At 55.3% G+C, this 18798-nt stretch carries 16 protein-coding genes; 7 read left to right on the top strand and 9 right to left on the bottom strand.

What is annotated here, in order from left to right:
* The first annotated feature begins 125 nt into the window (after positions 1–125).
* The gene (locus OGV67_RS11245) at positions 126–1946 is read left to right on the top strand and encodes a glycoside hydrolase family 19 protein (protein ID WP_286465541.1); all 1821 of its coding nucleotides are present in this window, start codon (positions 126–128) and stop codon (positions 1944–1946) included.
* Positions 1947–2096: 150 nt separating this feature from the next.
* Here OGV67_RS11245 and OGV67_RS11240 read toward each other — a convergent pair whose 3' ends face one another.
* The 4 genes from OGV67_RS11240 to poxB form a co-directional block, all read right to left on the bottom strand.
* Complete coding sequence (locus OGV67_RS11240) at positions 2097–3110, bottom strand: 3-beta-hydroxysteroid dehydrogenase (protein WP_012133064.1); 1014 nt, start codon at positions 3108–3110, stop codon at positions 2097–2099.
* Between the two features lie 98 nt (positions 3111–3208).
* Positions 3209–4639 carry an SDR family oxidoreductase gene (locus tag OGV67_RS11235; protein WP_049009768.1) on the bottom strand — a complete coding sequence of 477 codons (1431 nt, stop codon included), beginning with the start codon at positions 4637–4639 and terminating at the stop codon, positions 3209–3211.
* 10 nt (positions 4640–4649) lie between these two features.
* Positions 4650–5651 (bottom strand): low-specificity L-threonine aldolase, encoded by a 1002-nt coding sequence (ltaE, locus tag OGV67_RS11230; protein ID WP_024130490.1) that lies wholly within the window; start codon positions 5649–5651, stop codon positions 4650–4652.
* Positions 5652–5689: 38 nt separating this feature from the next.
* Complete coding sequence (gene poxB / locus OGV67_RS11225) at positions 5690–7408, bottom strand: ubiquinone-dependent pyruvate dehydrogenase (RefSeq protein WP_115614905.1); 1719 nt, start codon at positions 7406–7408, stop codon at positions 5690–5692.
* Positions 7409–7561: 153 nt separating this feature from the next.
* Between poxB and OGV67_RS11220 the strand changes: the two genes are divergently transcribed.
* Complete coding sequence (locus OGV67_RS11220) at positions 7562–7996, top strand: DoxX family protein (protein ID WP_024130489.1); 435 nt, start codon at positions 7562–7564, stop codon at positions 7994–7996.
* Between the two features lie 89 nt (positions 7997–8085).
* On the opposite strand, the gene hcr is transcribed toward OGV67_RS11220, so the two are convergent.
* The 4 genes from hcr to aqpZ all read right to left on the bottom strand — a co-directional run bounded on the left by hcr (position 8086) and on the right by aqpZ (position 12634).
* The gene (gene hcr / locus OGV67_RS11215; RefSeq protein WP_115614904.1) at positions 8086–9054 is read right to left on the bottom strand and encodes an NADH oxidoreductase; all 969 of its coding nucleotides are present in this window, start codon (positions 9052–9054) and stop codon (positions 8086–8088) included.
* A gap of 11 nt (positions 9055–9065) precedes the next feature.
* Positions 9066–10718 (bottom strand): hydroxylamine reductase, encoded by a 1653-nt coding sequence (hcp, locus tag OGV67_RS11210; RefSeq protein ID WP_115615342.1) that lies wholly within the window; start codon positions 10716–10718, stop codon positions 9066–9068.
* A gap of 145 nt (positions 10719–10863) precedes the next feature.
* Positions 10864–11763 (bottom strand): LysO family transporter, encoded by a 900-nt coding sequence (locus OGV67_RS11205; protein ID WP_012133055.1) that lies wholly within the window; start codon positions 11761–11763, stop codon positions 10864–10866.
* Between the two features lie 175 nt (positions 11764–11938).
* Positions 11939–12634, bottom strand: a complete 696-nt coding sequence (gene aqpZ / locus OGV67_RS11200) for an aquaporin Z (RefSeq protein WP_024130486.1) — start codon at positions 12632–12634, stop codon at positions 11939–11941.
* A gap of 290 nt (positions 12635–12924) precedes the next feature.
* Between aqpZ and OGV67_RS11195 the strand changes: the two genes are divergently transcribed.
* The 3 genes from OGV67_RS11195 (at position 12925) to macB (ending at position 17790) form a co-directional block, all read left to right on the top strand.
* Positions 12925–14583, top strand: a complete 1659-nt coding sequence (locus OGV67_RS11195) for an ATP-dependent endonuclease (RefSeq protein ID WP_115181774.1) — start codon at positions 12925–12927, stop codon at positions 14581–14583.
* Positions 14584–14749: 166 nt separating this feature from the next.
* On the top strand, positions 14750–15847 hold the full coding sequence (gene macA / locus OGV67_RS11190) for a macrolide transporter subunit MacA (protein ID WP_371417097.1): 1098 nt from the start codon (positions 14750–14752) through the stop codon (positions 15845–15847).
* Positions 15844–17790 (top strand): macrolide ABC transporter ATP-binding protein/permease MacB, encoded by a 1947-nt coding sequence (macB, locus tag OGV67_RS11185; RefSeq protein ID WP_115614903.1) that lies wholly within the window; start codon positions 15844–15846, stop codon positions 17788–17790. Before macA ends, macB begins: the two co-directional genes overlap by 4 nt.
* 136 nt (positions 17791–17926) lie before the next feature.
* Here the strand turns inward: macB and cspD are convergent, their stop codons facing one another.
* Positions 17927–18148, bottom strand: a complete 222-nt coding sequence (cspD, locus tag OGV67_RS11180) for a cold shock-like protein CspD (RefSeq protein ID WP_000447499.1) — start codon at positions 18146–18148, stop codon at positions 17927–17929.
* 150 nt (positions 18149–18298) lie between these two features.
* Here cspD and OGV67_RS11175 point away from each other — a divergent pair, with 150 nt between their 5' ends.
* Together OGV67_RS11175 and clpS are read left to right on the top strand one after the other, a co-directional pair.
* The gene (locus OGV67_RS11175) at positions 18299–18373 is read left to right on the top strand and encodes a hypothetical protein (RefSeq protein ID WP_213164981.1); all 75 of its coding nucleotides are present in this window, start codon (positions 18299–18301) and stop codon (positions 18371–18373) included.
* 98 nt (positions 18374–18471) lie between these two features.
* Positions 18472–18792, top strand: coding sequence for an ATP-dependent Clp protease adapter ClpS (clpS, locus tag OGV67_RS11170; RefSeq protein WP_012133050.1), 321 nt, complete (start codon positions 18472–18474; stop codon positions 18790–18792).
* Positions 18793–18798 lie beyond the last annotated feature (6 nt).

Here is an 18798-nt window from a genome sequence, read left to right as displayed (position 1 = left end):
TGAAGAATTCCTGCTGGTGTTCTTCGAAAAGTAAAACCCCAGGTTCTGACGTTTGTTTATTCGTGTTGTTAATGGACAACGCAGAATTTGAATTAATCACTATTGTACATAAAGGAAAAATTGAAATGAGCAAAAGGACATTATTGAGTGTACTCATTGCGGGTGCCTGTGCGGTGCCGTTTATGGCGCAAGCAAATACATTGCAGGCCAGCAGCAGTGAGCCTTACACCATAAAAGCCAGCGATCTGGCGAAAAAGGAGCAGGAGCTGACAAATTTCCCGTTGATGGCTTCGGTGAAAGAGACGATCCAGACGCTGGATAATGCCCAGGTAGAACTCATTGAACCCGGTCGCGCCGCCAACCCGGAAAACGTCAAACGCGTTGAGGGGATCATCAAAGCCAGCGACTGGGAATATCTTTTCCCGCTGCGTGCTAAAGAATATACCTACAGCAATTTCCTGAAAGCAGTCGGTAAATTCCCGGCGCTGTGTAAGACCTATAACGATGGTCGCGACAGTGATGCGATTTGTCGCAAAGAGCTGGCAACAATGTTCGCCCACTTTGCGCAGGAAACCGGCGGCCATGAGAGCTGGCGTCCAGAGGCCGAATGGCGTCAGGCGCTGGTATATGTGCGTGAAATGGGCTGGAGCGAAGGGCAGAAAGGCGGCTATAACGGCGAATGTAACCCGAGCGTCTGGCAGGGGCAAACCTGGCCGTGCGGCAAAGACAAAGATGGCGAATTCCTGAGTTACTTTGGCCGCGGTGCGAAACAGTTGTCCTATAACTACAACTACAACTACGGGCCGTTCTCCGAAGCGATGTATGGCGACGTTCGCACGCTGCTGGATAAACCGGAACTGGTTGCCGATACCTGGCTGAACCTGGCGAGCGCTATTTTCTTCTTCGCCTACCCGCAGCCGCCGAAACCTAGCATGTTGCAGGTCATCGATGGCACCTGGCAGCCGAACGCGCATGATAAGGCTAACGGTCTGGTGCCCGGCTTTGGCGTCACCACCCAGATTATCAACGGCGGCGTTGAATGCGGCGGCCCGACGGAAATCGCGCAGTCGCAGAATCGTATCAAATACTACAAAGAGTTCGCTAACTACCTGAAAGTACCGGTTCCGGCAGATGAAGTGCTGGGCTGCGCCAACATGAAGCAGTTCGATGAAGGCGGCGCGGGCGCATTGAAGATCTACTGGGAACAAGATTGGGGATGGAGTTCGGATACGCCGGACGGCAAAACCTATGCCTGCCAACTGGTGGGTTATCAGACGCCATTCAGCGCGTTTAAAGGGGGGGATTACACGAAATGTGTACAGCATTTCTACAATGTGAACATCATTAATGATGACGGTTCTTCGACTAAACCGGATGAAGAGCCCGTAACGCCAATACCGGCTGATGATACGCCTGTGCCAGTGCCGGATGAAACGCCAGCAGAGCCGACCACCGTTAACCATGCGCCGGTAGCCCATATTGCAGGGCCGATTGGCGCGGTAGATGCGGGGGCGCAGGTCTCTTTGAGCGCGGAGGGGTCGACTGACGAAGACGGTAACAAACTGACCTACACCTGGCGTGCTCAGGATGGTCAGACCGTGTCTGGCGAAGACAAAGCGGTCGTAACCTTCGCCGCGCCGGAAGCGGCGACCGCTCAGCAGTACGAGGTGAGCCTGACCGTCAGTGATGGTGAGCTGAGCAGCACCACCTCTTATCTGCTCAACGTGAAAGCGAAAGCGGCAACGCCATCTCAGGACGACGGCGCTTCGGGTTCGTATCCGGCATGGAGCGCGAACAGTAAGTACAATGCGGGCGATATCGTGAATAACCACGGTAAGCTGTTCCAGTGCAAACCATTCCCGTATAGCGGCTGGTGTAATACGGCGCCGGCCTATTATGAACCCGGCGCGGGTCTGGCATGGTCTGACGCGTGGAGCGCGCTGTAATGACAATATAAAACGATAACGCCTGAAATGCCCGATGGCGAAGGCTTATCGGGCCTGCGGCGGGTGAGTCGTATCTATTGTGCCATCCGGTACAACAACGATCTGACGGCAACCTGATGGTTGCCGTTTTTTGTGTTCACTGTGCGCCGGTCAGCGCGGTAGCTTGCCGTGATCGCGCAGCCAGGCGGCGGTACGCTCAATGCCTTCATCCAGCGTGACGATGGGCTGATAGCCCAGTTCTTCCTGGGCGCGCGTGGTGTCCAGCGTAAAATCGAAATTCAGCTTGGAAACGCCGTAGTGCGTCAGCGTCGGCTCTTTCGCCGATTTATTGCCGAAACGCTCCATGCTGCGGGCGATCATATCCAGCATCGGATACGGAACCGAACGGATTCGGCAATCAATGTTTAATTCATCAATCAGCTTCTGCACAATGCTGCGCAGCGTTCGGTGTTCGCCATTTGTGATGTTATAGACCCGACCAGAAGGCAGCTTGTCACTGCTTTCCTGGCTTGCCAGCCACATCGCGTGGACGGCATTTTCATAATAAGTCATATCCACCAGCGCGCTGCCGCCGTGCGGCAACAGAACGCTGCCGTAGTGGTGCATCATATGCGCCAGACGCGGAATAAAGACTTTATCGTGTGGGCCAAACAGACTTTGCGGGCGCAGGACGGTAAAACGCGTCTGCGGGTTGGCCTGCGCCAGCAGGTTAATCACCTCTTCACCGGCCGCTTTGCTGCGTGCAAATTCATTGGCGAAGCGGTGCGGACGAAAATCCTCTTTGATATCGCGATGGTGGTGATAATCAAAATAGAGTGACGGAGAGGAGATATGAATAAAGTTACGTACGCCCCAGGCGACGGCCCATTCGCCAAGGCGTCGGGTGGCGCGAACGTTCGCCAGATCGAAGGCTTCCTGGGTTCCCCACGGCGAGGTGAAACTGGAGCAGTGCCACAGCGTATCAATGCCTGCGAGCATCACTTTTGCCTGCGAAGAGACCAGCTCGGTCAAATCCGCATGGACAAATTCCGCTCCCATTTTTTGCAGCAGCTTGCCCATCGCTTCATTGCGACCGGTAGCTCTGACGCTGATGCCTTTATTGCGCAAAAACTCAACCGCGTTTCGACCTAAGCCGCTGGTGGCGCCGGTAACCAGTACCTTCATATCAATCCACTGTGGTTAATAGAACTTCGTGCGCATTCTTCCGTGAATTACGTCGGTATGCAATGGGAAACATGAAAGAATACAGTATGTTTTTATGATTAATCTGTGATTTGTTCTGCAAGCCGGGCGATTCGCTTTGCCATGCCCCGGAAAATAAAGAGATGCGCCGGGATCATCAGCAGCCAGTAGAAAAGGCCGGGCATCCCGTGCGGGTGCCACCAGGCGCGCACGTCAATTTGCCGGTGATCGCCTTTATCTTCAAGGGTAAAGCTCAGACGGCCAAGGCCCGGCGCTTTCATGCCAAACAGTAAGGTCAGCTGCTTTTCCGGCTCGACAATGATGACTTTCCAGCTGTCCACCGTGTCGCCGGTCTGAAGAAGCGCGTGTTCAGGCCGGCCTTTTGCCAGTCGATGCCCCACCAGCAGATCCATTGCCGCACGCGTCTTCCAGAGAATATTGCCAAAGAAATAGCCTTCTTTGCCGCCGAGACGGTTGATCACCTGCCACAGGGCTTTCCGGCTGGCGGAGGTTTTAACCGTGAATCCGGCCTGTTTGGCAAAATAGCCATACTCTGGTCGCCAGCGGGCAAACGCCTGGGCGTCGTATCCCCAGTCGCTGGAGTTGACCAGTTTTTCTTCCTCCTTCAGCGTGCGACGCACGGCATCGTCAAAGGAGATGAGCGTCTGGGGGACCAACGCCCGCAGTTCGGTATCATCGGCCAGCAGGTCATGTTTCAGCCCCTGGATCAGCGCTTTTGCCGTGGTCGGCGGAACGGACGTAATGACATTTAAAAACCAGACTGAAATCCAGCGGGTCGGAAAAGGGATGGGGATCAGCAGGCGATGTTTGCCGCTGACGGCCATAAAGTGCTTGAACTGCTCCTGATAGCTTAAGACCTGCGGCCCGGCGGCTTCGAGAACCCGGTGCTCGCAGGCAGGGTGATCCAGCAACGCCACCAGATAGTGCAGCAAATTTTCCAGCGCGATGGGCGTGGTTCGGGAGCGCACCCAGCGAGGCGGCGTCAGCACTGGCAGGTTGTAGACCATATCGCGCATCACTTCGAAGGCGGCTGAACCTGCGCCGACGATAATGCCGGCGCGCAGTTCAGTCACCGGCACGCCGGATTCGCGCAGCGTCTCCGCAGTTAACTGCCGGGCGCGCAAATGGTCAGACTGCTCATGTTTCGGCGCCTGCAACGAGCTGAGGAATATGAGCTGTTTGACCGGTACTTCACGCAGCGCATCGCGCACGTTCATCGCAACCTGGCGCTCATGGGCAATAAAATCGCCGCCTTCGCCCATGCCATGCACCAGATAATAGACGGTGTCGACTTCGCGGAGCAGCGCGGGCAGATTATCCGGCCAGTTGAGATCGACTTTATGACAACTGACGTTAGCCAGTTGCTGTTTTTCCAGCCGTTCGATGCGACGTGCCGCCGCCAGAATCTGATGCCCTTGCGCGCTGAGCGCCCGCACCAGATGTTGACCAATGTAACCACTGGCGCCAAGAACCAAAATACGTTGCGGCACGTCCGTCTCCTTAGCGGGTTAAAAAGGCGCGCCAGTGGGCGGCGACTTCAGCAAGCTGTTCACGCGATACGTCCAGATGCGTCACCAGACGCACGATCGGCGACGCGTTGATCAGCACGTCATGTGCCTTCATGTATTCGCCCAGCGCCGCCGCGTTCTCTTCACCAACGCGGACAAACAGCATATTGGTGTCGTGACGCATAACATCCGCGCCGGCTTCACGCAGTTGCTCCGCCATCCAGGCCGCGTTGTCGTGATCGTCCTGTAAACGTGCTACGTTATTTTTCAACGCGTACAGCCCGGCCGCCGCCAGAATACCCGCCTGACGCATACCGCCGCCGGTCATTTTGCGCCAGCGGATGGCGCGCTTAATGTAGTCCTGGTTGCCGACTAACAGTGAGCCTACCGGCGTCCCCAGACCTTTTGACAGGCAAATGGTGAATGAATCGCAGTATTGAGTAATGTCTTTCAGTTCGCAGCCGTAGGCGACGACCGCGTTAAAAATACGCGCGCCGTCAACGTGTAACGCCAGACCGCGCTCGCGGGTAAATTCCCACGCCTGTTTTAAATATTCGCGCGGCAGCACTTTACCGTTGTGGGTGTTTTCCAGACTGAGTAAGCGAGTGCGGGCAAAATGGATATCATCCGCCTTGATCTTCGCGGCGACCTTATCCAGCGGCAACGTACCGTCTGCGGCGGCATCAATGGGCTGCGGTTGAATGCTGCCCAGCACCGCCGCGCCGCCTGCCTCGTACAGATAGTTATGCGCGCCCTGACCGGCGATATACTCTTCGCCGCGTTCACAGTGGCTGAGCAGAGCGACCAGGTTAGCCTGAGTGCCGGTGGGTAAAAAAATCGCCGCGTCTTTGCCGGAAAGCTCAGCGGCGTATTGCTGGAGGGCGTTGACGGTTGGGTCATCTCCGTACACGTCGTCCCCGACCGGGGCGGCCATCATTTCTTCGAGCATGGCACGACTTGGGCGGGTTACGGTATCACTACGTAAATCGATCATTGCACATCCCTATAGTTTAAAAGGCGATGTGCATTGTTTTACCTTAGCCAGTTGGTTTTCGCCAGTTCGATCACTTCATCACCGCGCCCGCTGATGATCGCGCGCAGCATATACAGGCTAAACCCTTTGGCCTGCTCCAGTTTGATTTGCGGCGGAATGGCCAGTTCTTCTTTCGCCACGACCACATCGACCAGTACCGGACCGTCGATAGACAGCGCGCGTTGCAGCGCCTCGTCGACGTCGGCGGCTTTTTCAACGCGGAGCCCTGTAATGCCGCAGGCTTCAGCAATGCGGGCGAAGTTCGTGTCGTGCAGTTCGGTGCCGTCGGTGAGGTAGCCGCCCGCTTTCATCTCCATTGCCACAAAGCCCAGCACGCTGTTGTTGAAAACAACAATTTTTACCGGCAGCTTCATCTGTACGACAGAGAGGAAATCGCCCATTAGCATACTGAATCCCCCGTCGCCGCACATGGCGATCACCTGACGGCTAGGTTCGGTGGCCTGGGCGCCTAACGCCTGCGGCATGGCATTGGCCATTGAACCGTGGTTAAACGATCCCAGCAGACGGCGCTTACCGTTCATTTTCAGATAACGCGCCGCCCATACGGTCGGCGTGCCGACGTCGCAGGTAAAGATGGCGTCATCTGCGGCGAAACGGCTGATCTGCTGCGCCAGATATTGCGGGTGAATCGCTTTCTCGCTCGGTTTGGCTAAATCATCCAGCCCTTTGCGCGCGTCGCGATAGTGCTCCAGCGCTTTATCAAGGAATTTACGATCGGTTTTTTCTTCCAGCATCGGCAATAACGCGGCGAGCGTGGAGCGAATATCGCCGACCAGCGCCATATCGACTTTACTGTGCGCGCCAATGCTTGCCGGGTTGATATCGATTTGAATGATTTTGGCGTCGGTCGGGTAAAAGGCGCGATAGGGAAACTGGGTGCCGAGCAGGATCAGGGTGTCAGCATTCATCATCGTATGGAAACCGGATGAGAAGCCGATCAATCCCGTCATGCCCACATCGTAAGGGTTGTCGTACTCTACATGCTCTTTGCCGCGCAGCGCATGAACAATTGGCGCTTTAATTTTGGCGGCAAATTCCACCAGCTCTTTATGCGCGCCCGCGCAGCCGCTGCCGCACATCAGGGCGATATTGCTGGAGTAACGTAATAGCTGTGCCAGTTTTTTCAGCTCTTCTTCGGCCGGGGTCACGACCGGCAGCGGGGCATGATACCAGTGGGTGCTGGCGCTTTCCGGCGCCGGTTTCAGCGCAACGTCGCCCGGCAGCACTACGACGGAGACGCCACGGTTAAGCACCGCTTTACGCATGGCGATCGCCAGTACCTGCGGGATCTGCTCCGGGGTGGAAACCAGCTCGCAATAGTGGCTGCATTCGCGAAACAGCTCTTGTGGGTGGGTCTCCTGAAAGTAGCCGCTGCCGATTTCGCTGGAAGGAATGTGGGCGGCGATAGCCAGAACCGGGACGTGATTACGGTGGCAATCGAACAGACCGTTAATCAAATGCAGGTTGCCAGGCCCGCATGAACCCGCGCACACCGCCAGTTCACCGGTGAGTTGCGCTTCCGCGCCAGCGGCAAAGGCGGCGACCTCTTCATGGCGCGTCGACATCCAGTCAATCGTCCCCATCCGGTTCAGGCTGTCGCTCAGGCCGTTCAGGGAGTCGCCCGTCACACCCCAGATACGTTTCACGCCAGCCTGTTCAAGTGTTTTTGCAATGTAAGCGGCAACGGTTTGTTTCATGGTTTTCCATCTCCTGTAATGTGATACCGGTTACAAGTTTAGATGAAGATAATCGTTACGCTTTGTCATCACCCCTTATTTTCAGCAGCTATATTTCAACCGACAGAACGCGTAATTTAATGGCAAACCAGCCGGAACCAGGAGTCAATTCAGATGGTTACAACGTTATTAAATGCAGTGAACCGTATGCTGACGCATGAAGATTTTGGCAAGTTTCTGTTACGCCTCGCGGTAGGGGGGCTGATGCTGTTTCACGGCCTGCATAAACTGTTCGACGGTATTGATGGCATTAGCAATATGCTGATTGCAAAAGGATTGCCCGGGTTTATCGCCTATGGCGTGCTGGTGGGCGAGGTGATTGCGCCTTGCCTGATTGTGCTGGGTATTCTTACGCGTCCTGCCGCGCTGGTGCTGGCATTGACGATGGTGGTGGCGTGGTTAATGGTCGGCACCGGGAAAACCTGGCAACTGGATGCCGTCGGCGCATGGGCGATAGAAAGTTTAGTTTATTTCTTTATTGGCGCGCTGGCGGTGGCGTTTCTGGGGGCGGGGCGGTTCTCTGTTGCAGGAAATTCGGCCTGGCGGTGAAGAATTGCCGGATGGCGGCGTAACTGCCTTATCCGGCCTGCCGAAAAATGGCAGGCCGGGTAAGCGAAGCGTCATCCGGCAATGAGAGCTTATGCCAGAACTAAATCGCCCTGCGGATGGCAGGAGCAGGCCAGCACATAACCGTCGGCGATTTCCGCATCGGTCAGCGTCATGGTGCTGCTGACCGTATATTCACCGGAAACCACTTTGGTTTTGCAGCAGCCGCACACGCCAGCACGACATGCCACAGTCACCGGAACTTTATTGCTTTCCAGCGCGTCCAGCAGCGTGGTGCCGACAGGCGCGTAAAACTCCTGCGCCGGTTGCAGTTTGGTGAACTTCAGACCCTCCATTGCCGCTTCGGCAACGGGTGTAAAGAACTTCTCTTTAAAGAAGCGCGTTACGCCGAGCGCTTTCACTTCCTGCTCAACCATGTCCATATACGGCGCCGGGCCGCAGGTCATGACGGTGCGCGATGTCAGGTCCGGCACGTTTTTCAGTAATTCAGTGGTCAGGCGACCCGCCACGAAACCGTGGGTCGCATTGTTCTCCGCCACCAGCGTGACCGGGTACTGACGCCATTCCTCAGCGAAAATCACATCCTGCGGCGAACGCACGTTGAAGATCACCTGCACATCTGCCTGCGGGCGGTATTTTGCCAGCCAGCGACGCATCGACATAATTGGCGTGACGCCGCAACCGGCCGCCAGCATCAGGAACTTGTCTTCGGCTTTATCTTCGCAGATAAAGTCGCCCATCGCATTGGACAGCCAGATATAGTCGCCGCGTTTCACCTCGCGGGTTAACCACTGTGAACCTGCGCCTTCATCAATGCGACGGATCGTCAGCGTAATGTACTCGCTCACGCCCGGCGTGGACGAAATGGTGTAGGCCCGCAGCGTATCCGCAGAGTTGCGAACGCTGACCAGCGCATACTGACCGGCACGGTACGGATAGTGATCGTGACACAGTAATGAGAGAGTCCACACATCCGGGGTTTCCTGATGGATGTGATGTACCTGCATCCGCCACGGACACTGAGTGGTTGGCATCGTCATTCTAAAACTCCTTACGCGCTCAACAGTTGCTGCATATCTTCTTCAACGGTGGTGACCTGACGCAGGCCAAATTTCTCGTTGAGGACAGCCAGCAGATCCGGGGTGAAGAAACCTGGCGCAGTCGGCCCGGTCACGATGTTTTTCACGCCCAGAGACAACAGCGTCAGCAGGATGACGATCGCTTTCTGTTCGAACCAGGAGAGCACCAGAGACAGCGGCAGGTCGTTCACGCCACAGCCCAGTTTTTCTGCCAGCGTGACGGCCAGAATGATGGCGGAGTAAGCGTCGTTACACTGACCGGCGTCAACCAGACGCGGCAGACCTTCGATGTCGCCGAATTCCAGTTTGTTGAAGCGGTATTTACCACAGGCCAGCGTCAGAATCAGGCAGTCATCCGGTACGCTGGTCGCGAAATCGGTGAAGTAGTTACGTTCGCCACGCGCGCCGTCACAGCCGCCCACCAGGAAGATGTGACGCAGTTTTTCGCGGCTGACCAAGTCGATCAGGCTGTCTGCTGCGCCCAGCAGCGTCTGGCGACCGAAACCAACGGTGATCAGATGCGGGATTTCGCTGTACGGGAAGCCTGCCATCTGCTGCGCCTGAGTGATAACCGGAGAGAAATCTTCGCCTTCCAGGTGGTTTACGCCCGGCCAACCGACGATGCTGCGCGTCCAGATACGGTCGTCATACGCGCCAACGGTCGGGTCAATGATGCAGTTAGAGGTCATCACGATAGGGCCAGGGAAGCGGGCGAATTCAACCTGCTGGTTCTGCCAGCCGCTGCCGTAGTTACCGACCAGGTGTTTGAATTTACGCAGTTCCGGGTAACCGTGCGCGGGCAGCATTTCACCGTGGGTATAGACGTTCACGCCAGTCCCTTCGGTCTGCTCCAGCAGGTTGTACAGATCTTTCAGGTCGTGACCGGAGATCAGGATGCACTTACCTTCAACCGCTTTCACGTTAACCTGAGTTGGGGTCGGGTGGCCGTATTTGGTGGTTTCACCGGCATCCAGGATGCTCATCACTTTGAAGTTCATCTGGCCGATTTCCATAGAACATTCCAGCAGAGCGTTCATATCGGAAGGCCAGGTGCCCAGCCACGCCATGATTTTGTGGTACTGCGCGTAGATGTCGTTGTCATACTGACCCAGAACGTGGGCGTGCTCCATGTACGCTGCCGCACCTTTCAGGCCATACAGGCAAAGCAGACGCAGGCCGAGGATGTTCTCGCCAATAGCGGCTTTGTCTTTGTTCGGGGTGAATTCGGCGGCCTGACGTTGCAAATCGCCCAGATCGTCGCTGACCAGTTGCAGGTCGGCCATCGGGTTGTTTACCGTGGCGCTTGCATCGATGTTCTGGCACTGCGCTTTCAGCGATTCGCGCAGGGCGATCGCTTCGCGGGCATAGCCGACGATACGCGGAGAATCGAAGTTAACGTTGGTCAGAGTGGAGAAAAATGCACGCGGGGCAAAGTTGTCAACGTCATGATCGATGATGCCATATTCACGGGCTTTAGCAGCCCATGCAGACAGACCTTGCAGGGACGCAATCAGCAGATCCTGGAGATCGGAGGTTTCCGCTGTTTTACCGCACATACCCTGCGCGTAGGAGCAGCCGTTCCCCGCCGGAGTACGGATGGTTTGTTCACATTGCACACAAAACATGGTCACACCTTTTTTAAAGTTATATTTAATATACATGTTTAAGGTTATGCCTGCGCGCAAAGGGATAAAAGTGATTTCTTACATAATTTACAGGGAGATTGATTTAGCGCAATTTTGGCGGCAGGGTTCTACCGCCAGGGAGGTATCAGGCTGAGAAAAAGGCCATCAGGATCGGCACCAGCAGGCTGAGGATAAAACCGTGAACGATGGCGGCAGGCACCATCTCCAGACCGCCTGTACGCTGAAGCACCGGCAACGTGAAGTCCATCGACGTGGCGCCGCATAACCCTAACGCGGTGGAGCGACTGCGACGAACCAGACCGGGGATCAGCATAATCGCTATCAGCTCGCGCGCCAGATCGTTAAAGAAAGCGGCGCTGCCAATTACCGGGCCGAACGATTCGGTCAATAAAATGCCGGACAGGGAATACCAGCCGAAACCCGATGCCATTGCCAGCGCGGTTTTGATCGGCAGGCCGAGAATGAGCGCATTGATGACTCCGCCGAGCATAGAGCTGGCGACCACCACCACGGCGACAATCATCCCCCGGCGATTCAGCACAATCTGTTTTAAGGTCATGCCATTGTTTCGCAACTGAATGCCGATCAGGAATAATAAGAAGATCAGCGTATATTCGCTGGCTTCCGTAGCGTGTTTGAGAAATGCCAGCCCGCTGAGGCCAAGCAGAAAACCCAGCACCACGACTCCGCATAATTTAAGTGACTCAAGCGCCATCGCGATACGTGAAGGTAATTTCTCCTGCTGGTGGTTGTGTCGCCACGGTAGCGAACGTTCCAGCCAGAATAATGCCGCGATGTTGCACAGCAAAATAACGGTAATACTGACAGCGGAATAATGAAAAATAGCGAGCAAATTACTGGCGAGATTATCCAGGAACGCCAGGCTGATCCCCATAAAAAAGAGAATGACGTAGACAATCCAGCTTAACAGCCGGTTGATCAGTTTTAATGCGGCCTGATGTTGAAGCGGAATGAGGTAGCCCACAATCAGTGGAACCAAAATGATTAAAAGTCCTGAAAACATGAACAACCGGGTCCTTTATATGCGAGACAGCGCAATGACACTACCCAATAAAGGCGGTCAGGTAAAGGAGCAAAAAAAAGCCGGGTGGCGCTAACGCTTACCCGGCCTGCTTATTGTACTGTACCGCAGGTCGGGTAAGGCGTAGTCGCCACCCGACACCACGGACTTCACTCAATTAATCGCGTTTTTCAAGCAGCGTGCGGTACAGCACGCCACCCAGAATACCGCCGATAATCGGCATCACCCAGAACAGCCACAGTTGTTGTAATGCCCAACCGCCCTGGAAGATCGCAACCGCGGTGCTGCGCGCCGGGTTCACAGAGGTGTTGGTGACCGGAATACTGATCAGGTGAATCAGGGTTAACGCCAGACCAATAGCGATCGGGGCAAAACCCGCCGGGGCGTGTTTGTCCGTCGCGCCATGAATGACCAGCAGGAAACCGGCGGTCAGCACGATTTCAATGACGATGGCGGAAAGCATGGAATAACCGCCAGGGGAATGTTCGCCGTAACCGTTAGAGGCAAAACCGCTGGCAGCGGCATCAAAGCCTGCTTTACCGCTGGCAATCAGATACAGCACCGCCGCGGCAATAATACCGCCGACAACCTGAGCGATAATATAGCCAATGACCTCTTTTGCCGGAAAACGACCGCCAGCCCATAAACCTAATGTCACTGCCGGGTTAAAATGTCCGCCGGAAATATGACCTACGGCAAATGCCATTGTCAGTACGGTCAGACCAAAAGCCAGCGCGACACCCGCAAAACCAATTCCCAGTTCAGGGAATGCCGCAGCCAGAACGGCGCTTCCGCAGCCACCGAAAACGAGCCAGAATGTACCGAAACATTCGGCTGCTAATTTTCTAAACATAACCACCTCAAATAATAAAATTAACCACATTGAATATGCGGCTGTTTTTTTATCGTCATAAAAGGGTGACGACATAATGCAGGAAACTGTATTTTAAGAACGAACGTCACCCAATCACCAGTTAAAAAAATTCAGTTAGTTTGATTTAGGGCAATGTGGTGTGAATCCTTGTTCTGATTTGTCTTAATAAAGAGTGTAGTGCACGGACTTAATGCTGCAATTATCACGCCATGCAACGGATTTTGTCGTTATACTGCGGAAAGGATAAGTTGTTCATTTCTGGAGGATACATGATTCTCGAACGCGTTGAGATTGTGGGTTTTCGCGGGATCAATCGATTATCGTTGATGCTGGAGCAAAACAACGTGCTGATTGGGGAGAACGCGTGGGGGAAATCCAGCCTGCTGGATGCCTTAACTCTGCTGCTGTCGCCAGAATCGGAACTGTATCATTTCATCCGCGAGGATTTCTGGTTTCCCCCCGGAGATATTCAGGGACGTGAACATCATCTGCATATTATCCTCACTTTCCGTGAATCTCAGCCAGGCCGCCATCGGGTGCGTCGATACCGCCCGCTGGAGGCATGCTGGTCTCCCTGTCAGGATGGCTTTCACCGTATTTTCTACCGCCTGGAGGGGGAGAGCGCGGCAGATGGCAGCGTGATGACGCTGCGCAGCTTCCTTGATGGCGACGGCCACCCGCTACCGGTCGATGATATTAATCGCCAGGCACACCATCTCATTCGTTTGATGCCGGTACTGCGCCTGCGCGATGCGCGCTTTATGCGACGCATCCGTAACGGTACGGTGCCCGATGTTCCCGATGTTGAAGTTACCGCCTGCCAGCTGGACTTTCTGGCGCGAGAGCTGGCGACCCGTCCGCAGAATTTAACGGACGGGCAGATCCGCCAGGGGCTTTCGGCGATGGTACAGCTGCTGGAGCACTACTTTTCCGAGCAAGGCGCGGGGCAATCCCGTCATCGGTTGATGCGTCGCCGTTCGAACAACGAGCAGCGTAGCTGGCGCTATCTGGACATTATTAACCGGATGATCGACAAACCCGGCGGCCGCACGCATCGCGTGATCCTGCTGGGGCTGTTCTCCACGCTGTTACAGGCGAAAGGGACGCTGCGGCTGGATAAAGATGCCCGACCATTATTATTGGTTGAAGACCCGGAAACGCGTCTGCATCCGATTATGCTGTCGGTGGCATGGCAGTTGTTGAATCTTTTACCGCTGCAACGTGTGGCAACGACCAATTCCGGCGAGCTGCTGTCGCTGACGCCTGTGGAGCACGTTGTCCGTCTGGTGCGTGAATCTTCACGGGTCGCGGCCTGGCGACTGGGGCCAGGCGGGCTGAGCGCGGAAGATGGTCGCCGCATCGCCTTTCATATTCGTTTTAACCGGGCCTCGTCGCTGTTTTCCCGCTGCTGGCTGCTGGTGGAGGGCGAAACGGAAACCTGGGTTATCAACGAACTGGCGCGCCAGTGTGGGCACCACTTCGATGCCGAAGGGATTAAAGTGATCGAATTCGCCCAGTCAGGCCTGAGACCGCTGGTAAAATTCGCCCGCCGGATGGGGATTGAGTGGCATGTGCTGGTGGATGGCGACGAAGCCGGGAAAAAATATGCCGCAACGGTGCGCGGTTTGCTGAATAACGACCGGGAAGAAGAGCGTGAGCACCTGACGGCATTGCCTGCTCTGGATATGGAACATTTTATGTATCGGTCAGGATTTGCTGATGTCTTTCATCGGGTGGCGCAAATACCGGAAAACGTTCCAATGAATATGCGGAAAATTATCTCGAAGGCGATCCACCGCTCGTCAAAGCCTGATTTAGCCATTGAAGTAGCGATGGAGGCAGGGCGACGCGGCGTTGACGCGGTGCCGACGCTGTTCAAAAAAATGTTTTCTCGCGTACTCTGGCTGGCGCGCGGGAGAGCGGATTAACGGCGAAACAGCCGCGACATCTGTGGCGGAATGCAGTCCAGCAATGGATAGCGACGGCGATATTCGGCGCGTTTTTCAGTGTTTGTTTATTTACCGTTAAGGTTTATCTTCCCACTCTGGTGGATATCTCGGGGAATGTTGGATCGTTATGAAGCTCAAGGGAAAAATGAAAAAGCGCTATCTTCTCATCGCCCTCATTATCATCGTGGCGATGTTTACGCTCTGGCGAACGTTAAATGCGCCGCTACCCCACTATCAAACGCTGATTGTCCGTCCGGGCGACCTCCAGCAGAGCGTGCTGGCGACGGGGAAACTGGATGCGCTGCGCAAAGTGGATGTCGGGGCGCAGGTCAGCGGCCAGCTTAAAACGTTGTCGGTCGCAATTGGCGACAAGGTGAAAAAAGATCAGCTGCTTGGCGTTATCGATCCTGAACAGGCGGAAAACCAGATCAAAGAGGTGGAAGCCACGCTGATGGAATTACGCGCTCAGCGCCGACAGGCTGAAGCCGAGTGGAAACTGGCGCGCGTCACCCTGTCACGCCAGCAACAGCTGGCGAAAACCCAGGCGATTTCGCGACAGGAACTGGATACGGCCGCGACGGAAATGGCCGTCAAACAGGCGCAAATCGGCACGATTGACGCGCAGATTAAACGTAATCAGGCTTCTCTTGATACGGCAAAAACCAACCTGGATTACACCCGCATTGTCGCCCCGATGGCAGGTGAGGTGACGCAAATCACCACCTTGCAGGGACAGACGGTGATTGCCGCTCAACAGGCGCCAAATATCCTGACGCTGGCGGATATGAGCACCATGCTAGTGAAGGCGCAGGTTTCCGAAGCGGACGTTATTCACCTGCGTCCCGGACAAAAAGCCTGGTTTACCGTGCTGGGCGACCCCCAGACCCGCTATGAAGGCGCGCTGAAAGATGTCCTGCCCACGCCTGAAAAAGTGAACGACGCTATTTTCTATTACGCGCGTTTTGAAGTTCCTAACCCGAAAGGGATTTTGCGCCTGGACATGACCGCACAGGTGCATATTCAGCTCACAGACATTAAAAACGTGTTGACGATTCCGCTGGCGGCGCTTGGCGACCCGGTCGGCAACAACCGCTACAAAGTCACGCTGTTGCGTAACGGCGAAACCCGTGAACGCGAGGTGTCGATTGGCGCGCGTAACGATACCGACGTGGAGATCGTCAAGGGACTGGAAGAGGGCGATGAGGTGGTGATCAGCGAGAGCAAACCTGGAGCCGCGCAATGACGGTATTGCTTGAGCTGAGCAATATTCGCCGTAGTTATCCGTCAGGTGAAGAACAGGTCGAGGTGCTGAAGGGCATCTCCCTGCAAATTCATGCCGGAGAGATGGTGGCGATTGTCGGCGCGTCCGGCTCCGGTAAATCGACCCTGATGAATATCCTCGGCTGTCTGGATAAACCCACCAGCGGCACCTATCGGATTGCGGGGCGGGATGTCTCCACGCTCGACAGCGACGCGCTGGCGCAACTCCGCCGCGAACATTTTGGTTTTATCTTCCAGCGTTATCATTTGCTCTCACATCTGACGGCGGCGCAAAACGTTGAGGTACCCGCCGTTTATGCCGGTACGGAGCGCAAACGACGGCTGGAGCGGGCCGAAGAGTTGCTGCAACGGCTGGGGCTGGGCGATCGGGTGGATTATCAGCCTTCGCAGCTCTCCGGCGGGCAACAGCAGCGGGTGAGTATTGCGCGCGCGCTGATGAACGGCGGGCAGGTGATCCTCGCCGATGAACCGACCGGGGCGCTCGACAGCCATTCCGGCGATGAAGTGATGGCGATTCTGCATCAACTGCGCGATCGGGGGCATACGGTCATTATCGTGACCCACGACCCGCAGGTTGCCGCTCAGGCCGAACGGGTGATTGAAATCCACGATGGCGAGATCGTGCGTAATCCTCCGTCGCAGAAAACGCAAGCGGGGCAAGGCATCGCAGAGCCCGTCGTCAAAACGGCCTCCGGCTGGAGCCAGTTTGTCAGCGGATTTCGTGAGGCGCTCACGATGGCGTGGCTGGCGATGGCCGCCAATAAAATGCGCACCTTGCTCACCATGCTGGGGATTATTATCGGGATTGCGTCGGTGGTGTCGATCGTGGTGGTCGGCGATGCGGCAAAACAGATGGTACTGGCGGATATTCGCGCCATTGGCACCAATACTATCGATATTTACCCCGGTAAAGACTTCGGCGACGACGATCCGCAATATCAGCAGGCGCTGAAATATGACGATCTGAACGCGATTCAGAAGCAGCCGTGGGTAACGTCCGCGACGCCTGCCGTATCGCAAAATCTGCGGCTTCGCTACGGCAACATCGACGTGGCCGCCAGCGCCAATGGCGTCAGCGGCGACTATTTTAACGTCTACGGCATGACCTTTAGCGAGGGGAACACGTTCAACAGAGAGCAGTTGAATGGCCGGGCACAGGTGGTGGTGCTCGACAGCAACACGCGGCGTCAACTTTTCCCCAATAAAGCGAAAGTGGTGGGCGAAGTGATCCTGGTCGGTAATATGCCTGCAACGGTGATCGGCGTGGCCGAAGAGAAACAGTCTATGTTCGGCAGCAGTAAGATCCTCCGCGTCTGGCTGCCGTACAGCACGATGTCCGGGCGGGTGATGGGGCAGTCATGGCTGAACTCCATCACCGTTCGGGTGAAAGAGGGATTTGACAGCGCGCAGGCTGAGCAGCAGCTTACCCGCCTGCTGACGCTGCGCCACGGGAAGAAGGATTTCTTTACCTGGAATATGGACGGCGTCTTGAAAACCGCCGAAAAGACCACACGTACTCTTCAACTGTTCCTGACGCTGGTTGCGGTGATCTCACTGGTGGTTGGGGGGATCGGCGTAATGAACATTATGCTGGTTTCCGTCACTGAACGAACCCGGGAGATTGGCATCCGTATGGCGGTAGGCGCGCGCGCCAGCGATGTGCTGCAACAGTTCTTAATTGAAGCGGTGCTGGTGTGTCTGGTCGGCGGCGCGTTGGGGATCGGGCTGTCGATGCTGATCGCCTTTACGCTACAGATGTTTTTACCCGGCTGGGAAATCGGCTTCTCGCCCGTCGCGCTCCTGACGGCGTTCTTGTGCTCGACGTTTACCGGGATACTGTTTGGCTGGTTGCCCGCACGTAATGCGGCACGACTCGATCCGGTAGATGCGCTGGCGCGGGAGTGAATCTTGCCGGATGTTTGTCCGCCGGGTAAGGCGCGTCAGCGTCGCCATCCGGCAAAAAGCAATGGCGCAGAAATAAAAATGCCAGCCGATCGGACTGGCATTTTGACTGCGGGATGTACACAATGAGACAGAAGAGCTATGCAACGGCTTCTGCTTCGATGGGCACGATGACACTGGCATGATTGCCTTTTGGCCCCTGGTGGACATCAAACCGGACAGACTGCCCGGCTTTAAGCGTTCTGTAACCATCCATTTGAATGGTGGAGTAATGGGCGAAAATATCTTCGCCGCCGCCTTCAGGGCAGATGAAACCAAACCCTTTGGCATTGTTGAACCACTTTACAGTACCCGTTTCCATGCTTCGACATCCTTCGTAAATCTTATATAAGTAAGATGGAATGAACCGGTGGCGGAGTGGGGGCTGTTCAAAACCTCGCCAACTCTCGAAACTACAATTTAGAGAAATCAGGCGGGGCGTCAAGCGCCAGGCGGGGTGGATGGGGTAAAAATGAATCAAAAATTTGAAGCAGTTAACGCTATTGCCGGTAATGTGACAGATGTCGCGGATGACAGAGATAGATGATAGTTATCTATTAATTGGGGTAGATTGATTGTGTGCATAGGCTCTTGTCAGCGGCAGTACGTTCTGCCGGTAACCGTAACCGAAGATGACGACTGACAATGGGTAAGACGAACGATTGGCTGGATTTTGACCAGCTGGCGGAAGATAAGGTGCGCGACGCGCTAAAACCGCCATCTATGTATAAAGTGATATTAGTCAATGATGATTACACTCCAATGGAGTTTGTTATTGACGTGTTACAAAAATTCTTTTCTTATGATGTAGAACGTGCAACGCAACTGATGCTTGCGGTTCACTATCAAGGTAAAGCTATCTGCGGCGTATTTACCGCCGAGGTCGCGGAGACCAAAGTGGCGATGGTGAACAAGTATGCGAGGGAGAACGAGCATCCGTTGCTGTGTACGCTGGAAAAAGCCTGAATGCAG

It is taken from the genome of Citrobacter sp. CK188 (genome assembly GCF_030333525.1).
Lineage (GTDB): Bacteria > Pseudomonadota > Gammaproteobacteria > Enterobacterales > Enterobacteriaceae > Citrobacter_B > Citrobacter_B koseri.
Note: the sequence above shows the minus strand (reverse complement) of the source record. Positions and strands in the feature narration are given on the sequence as shown.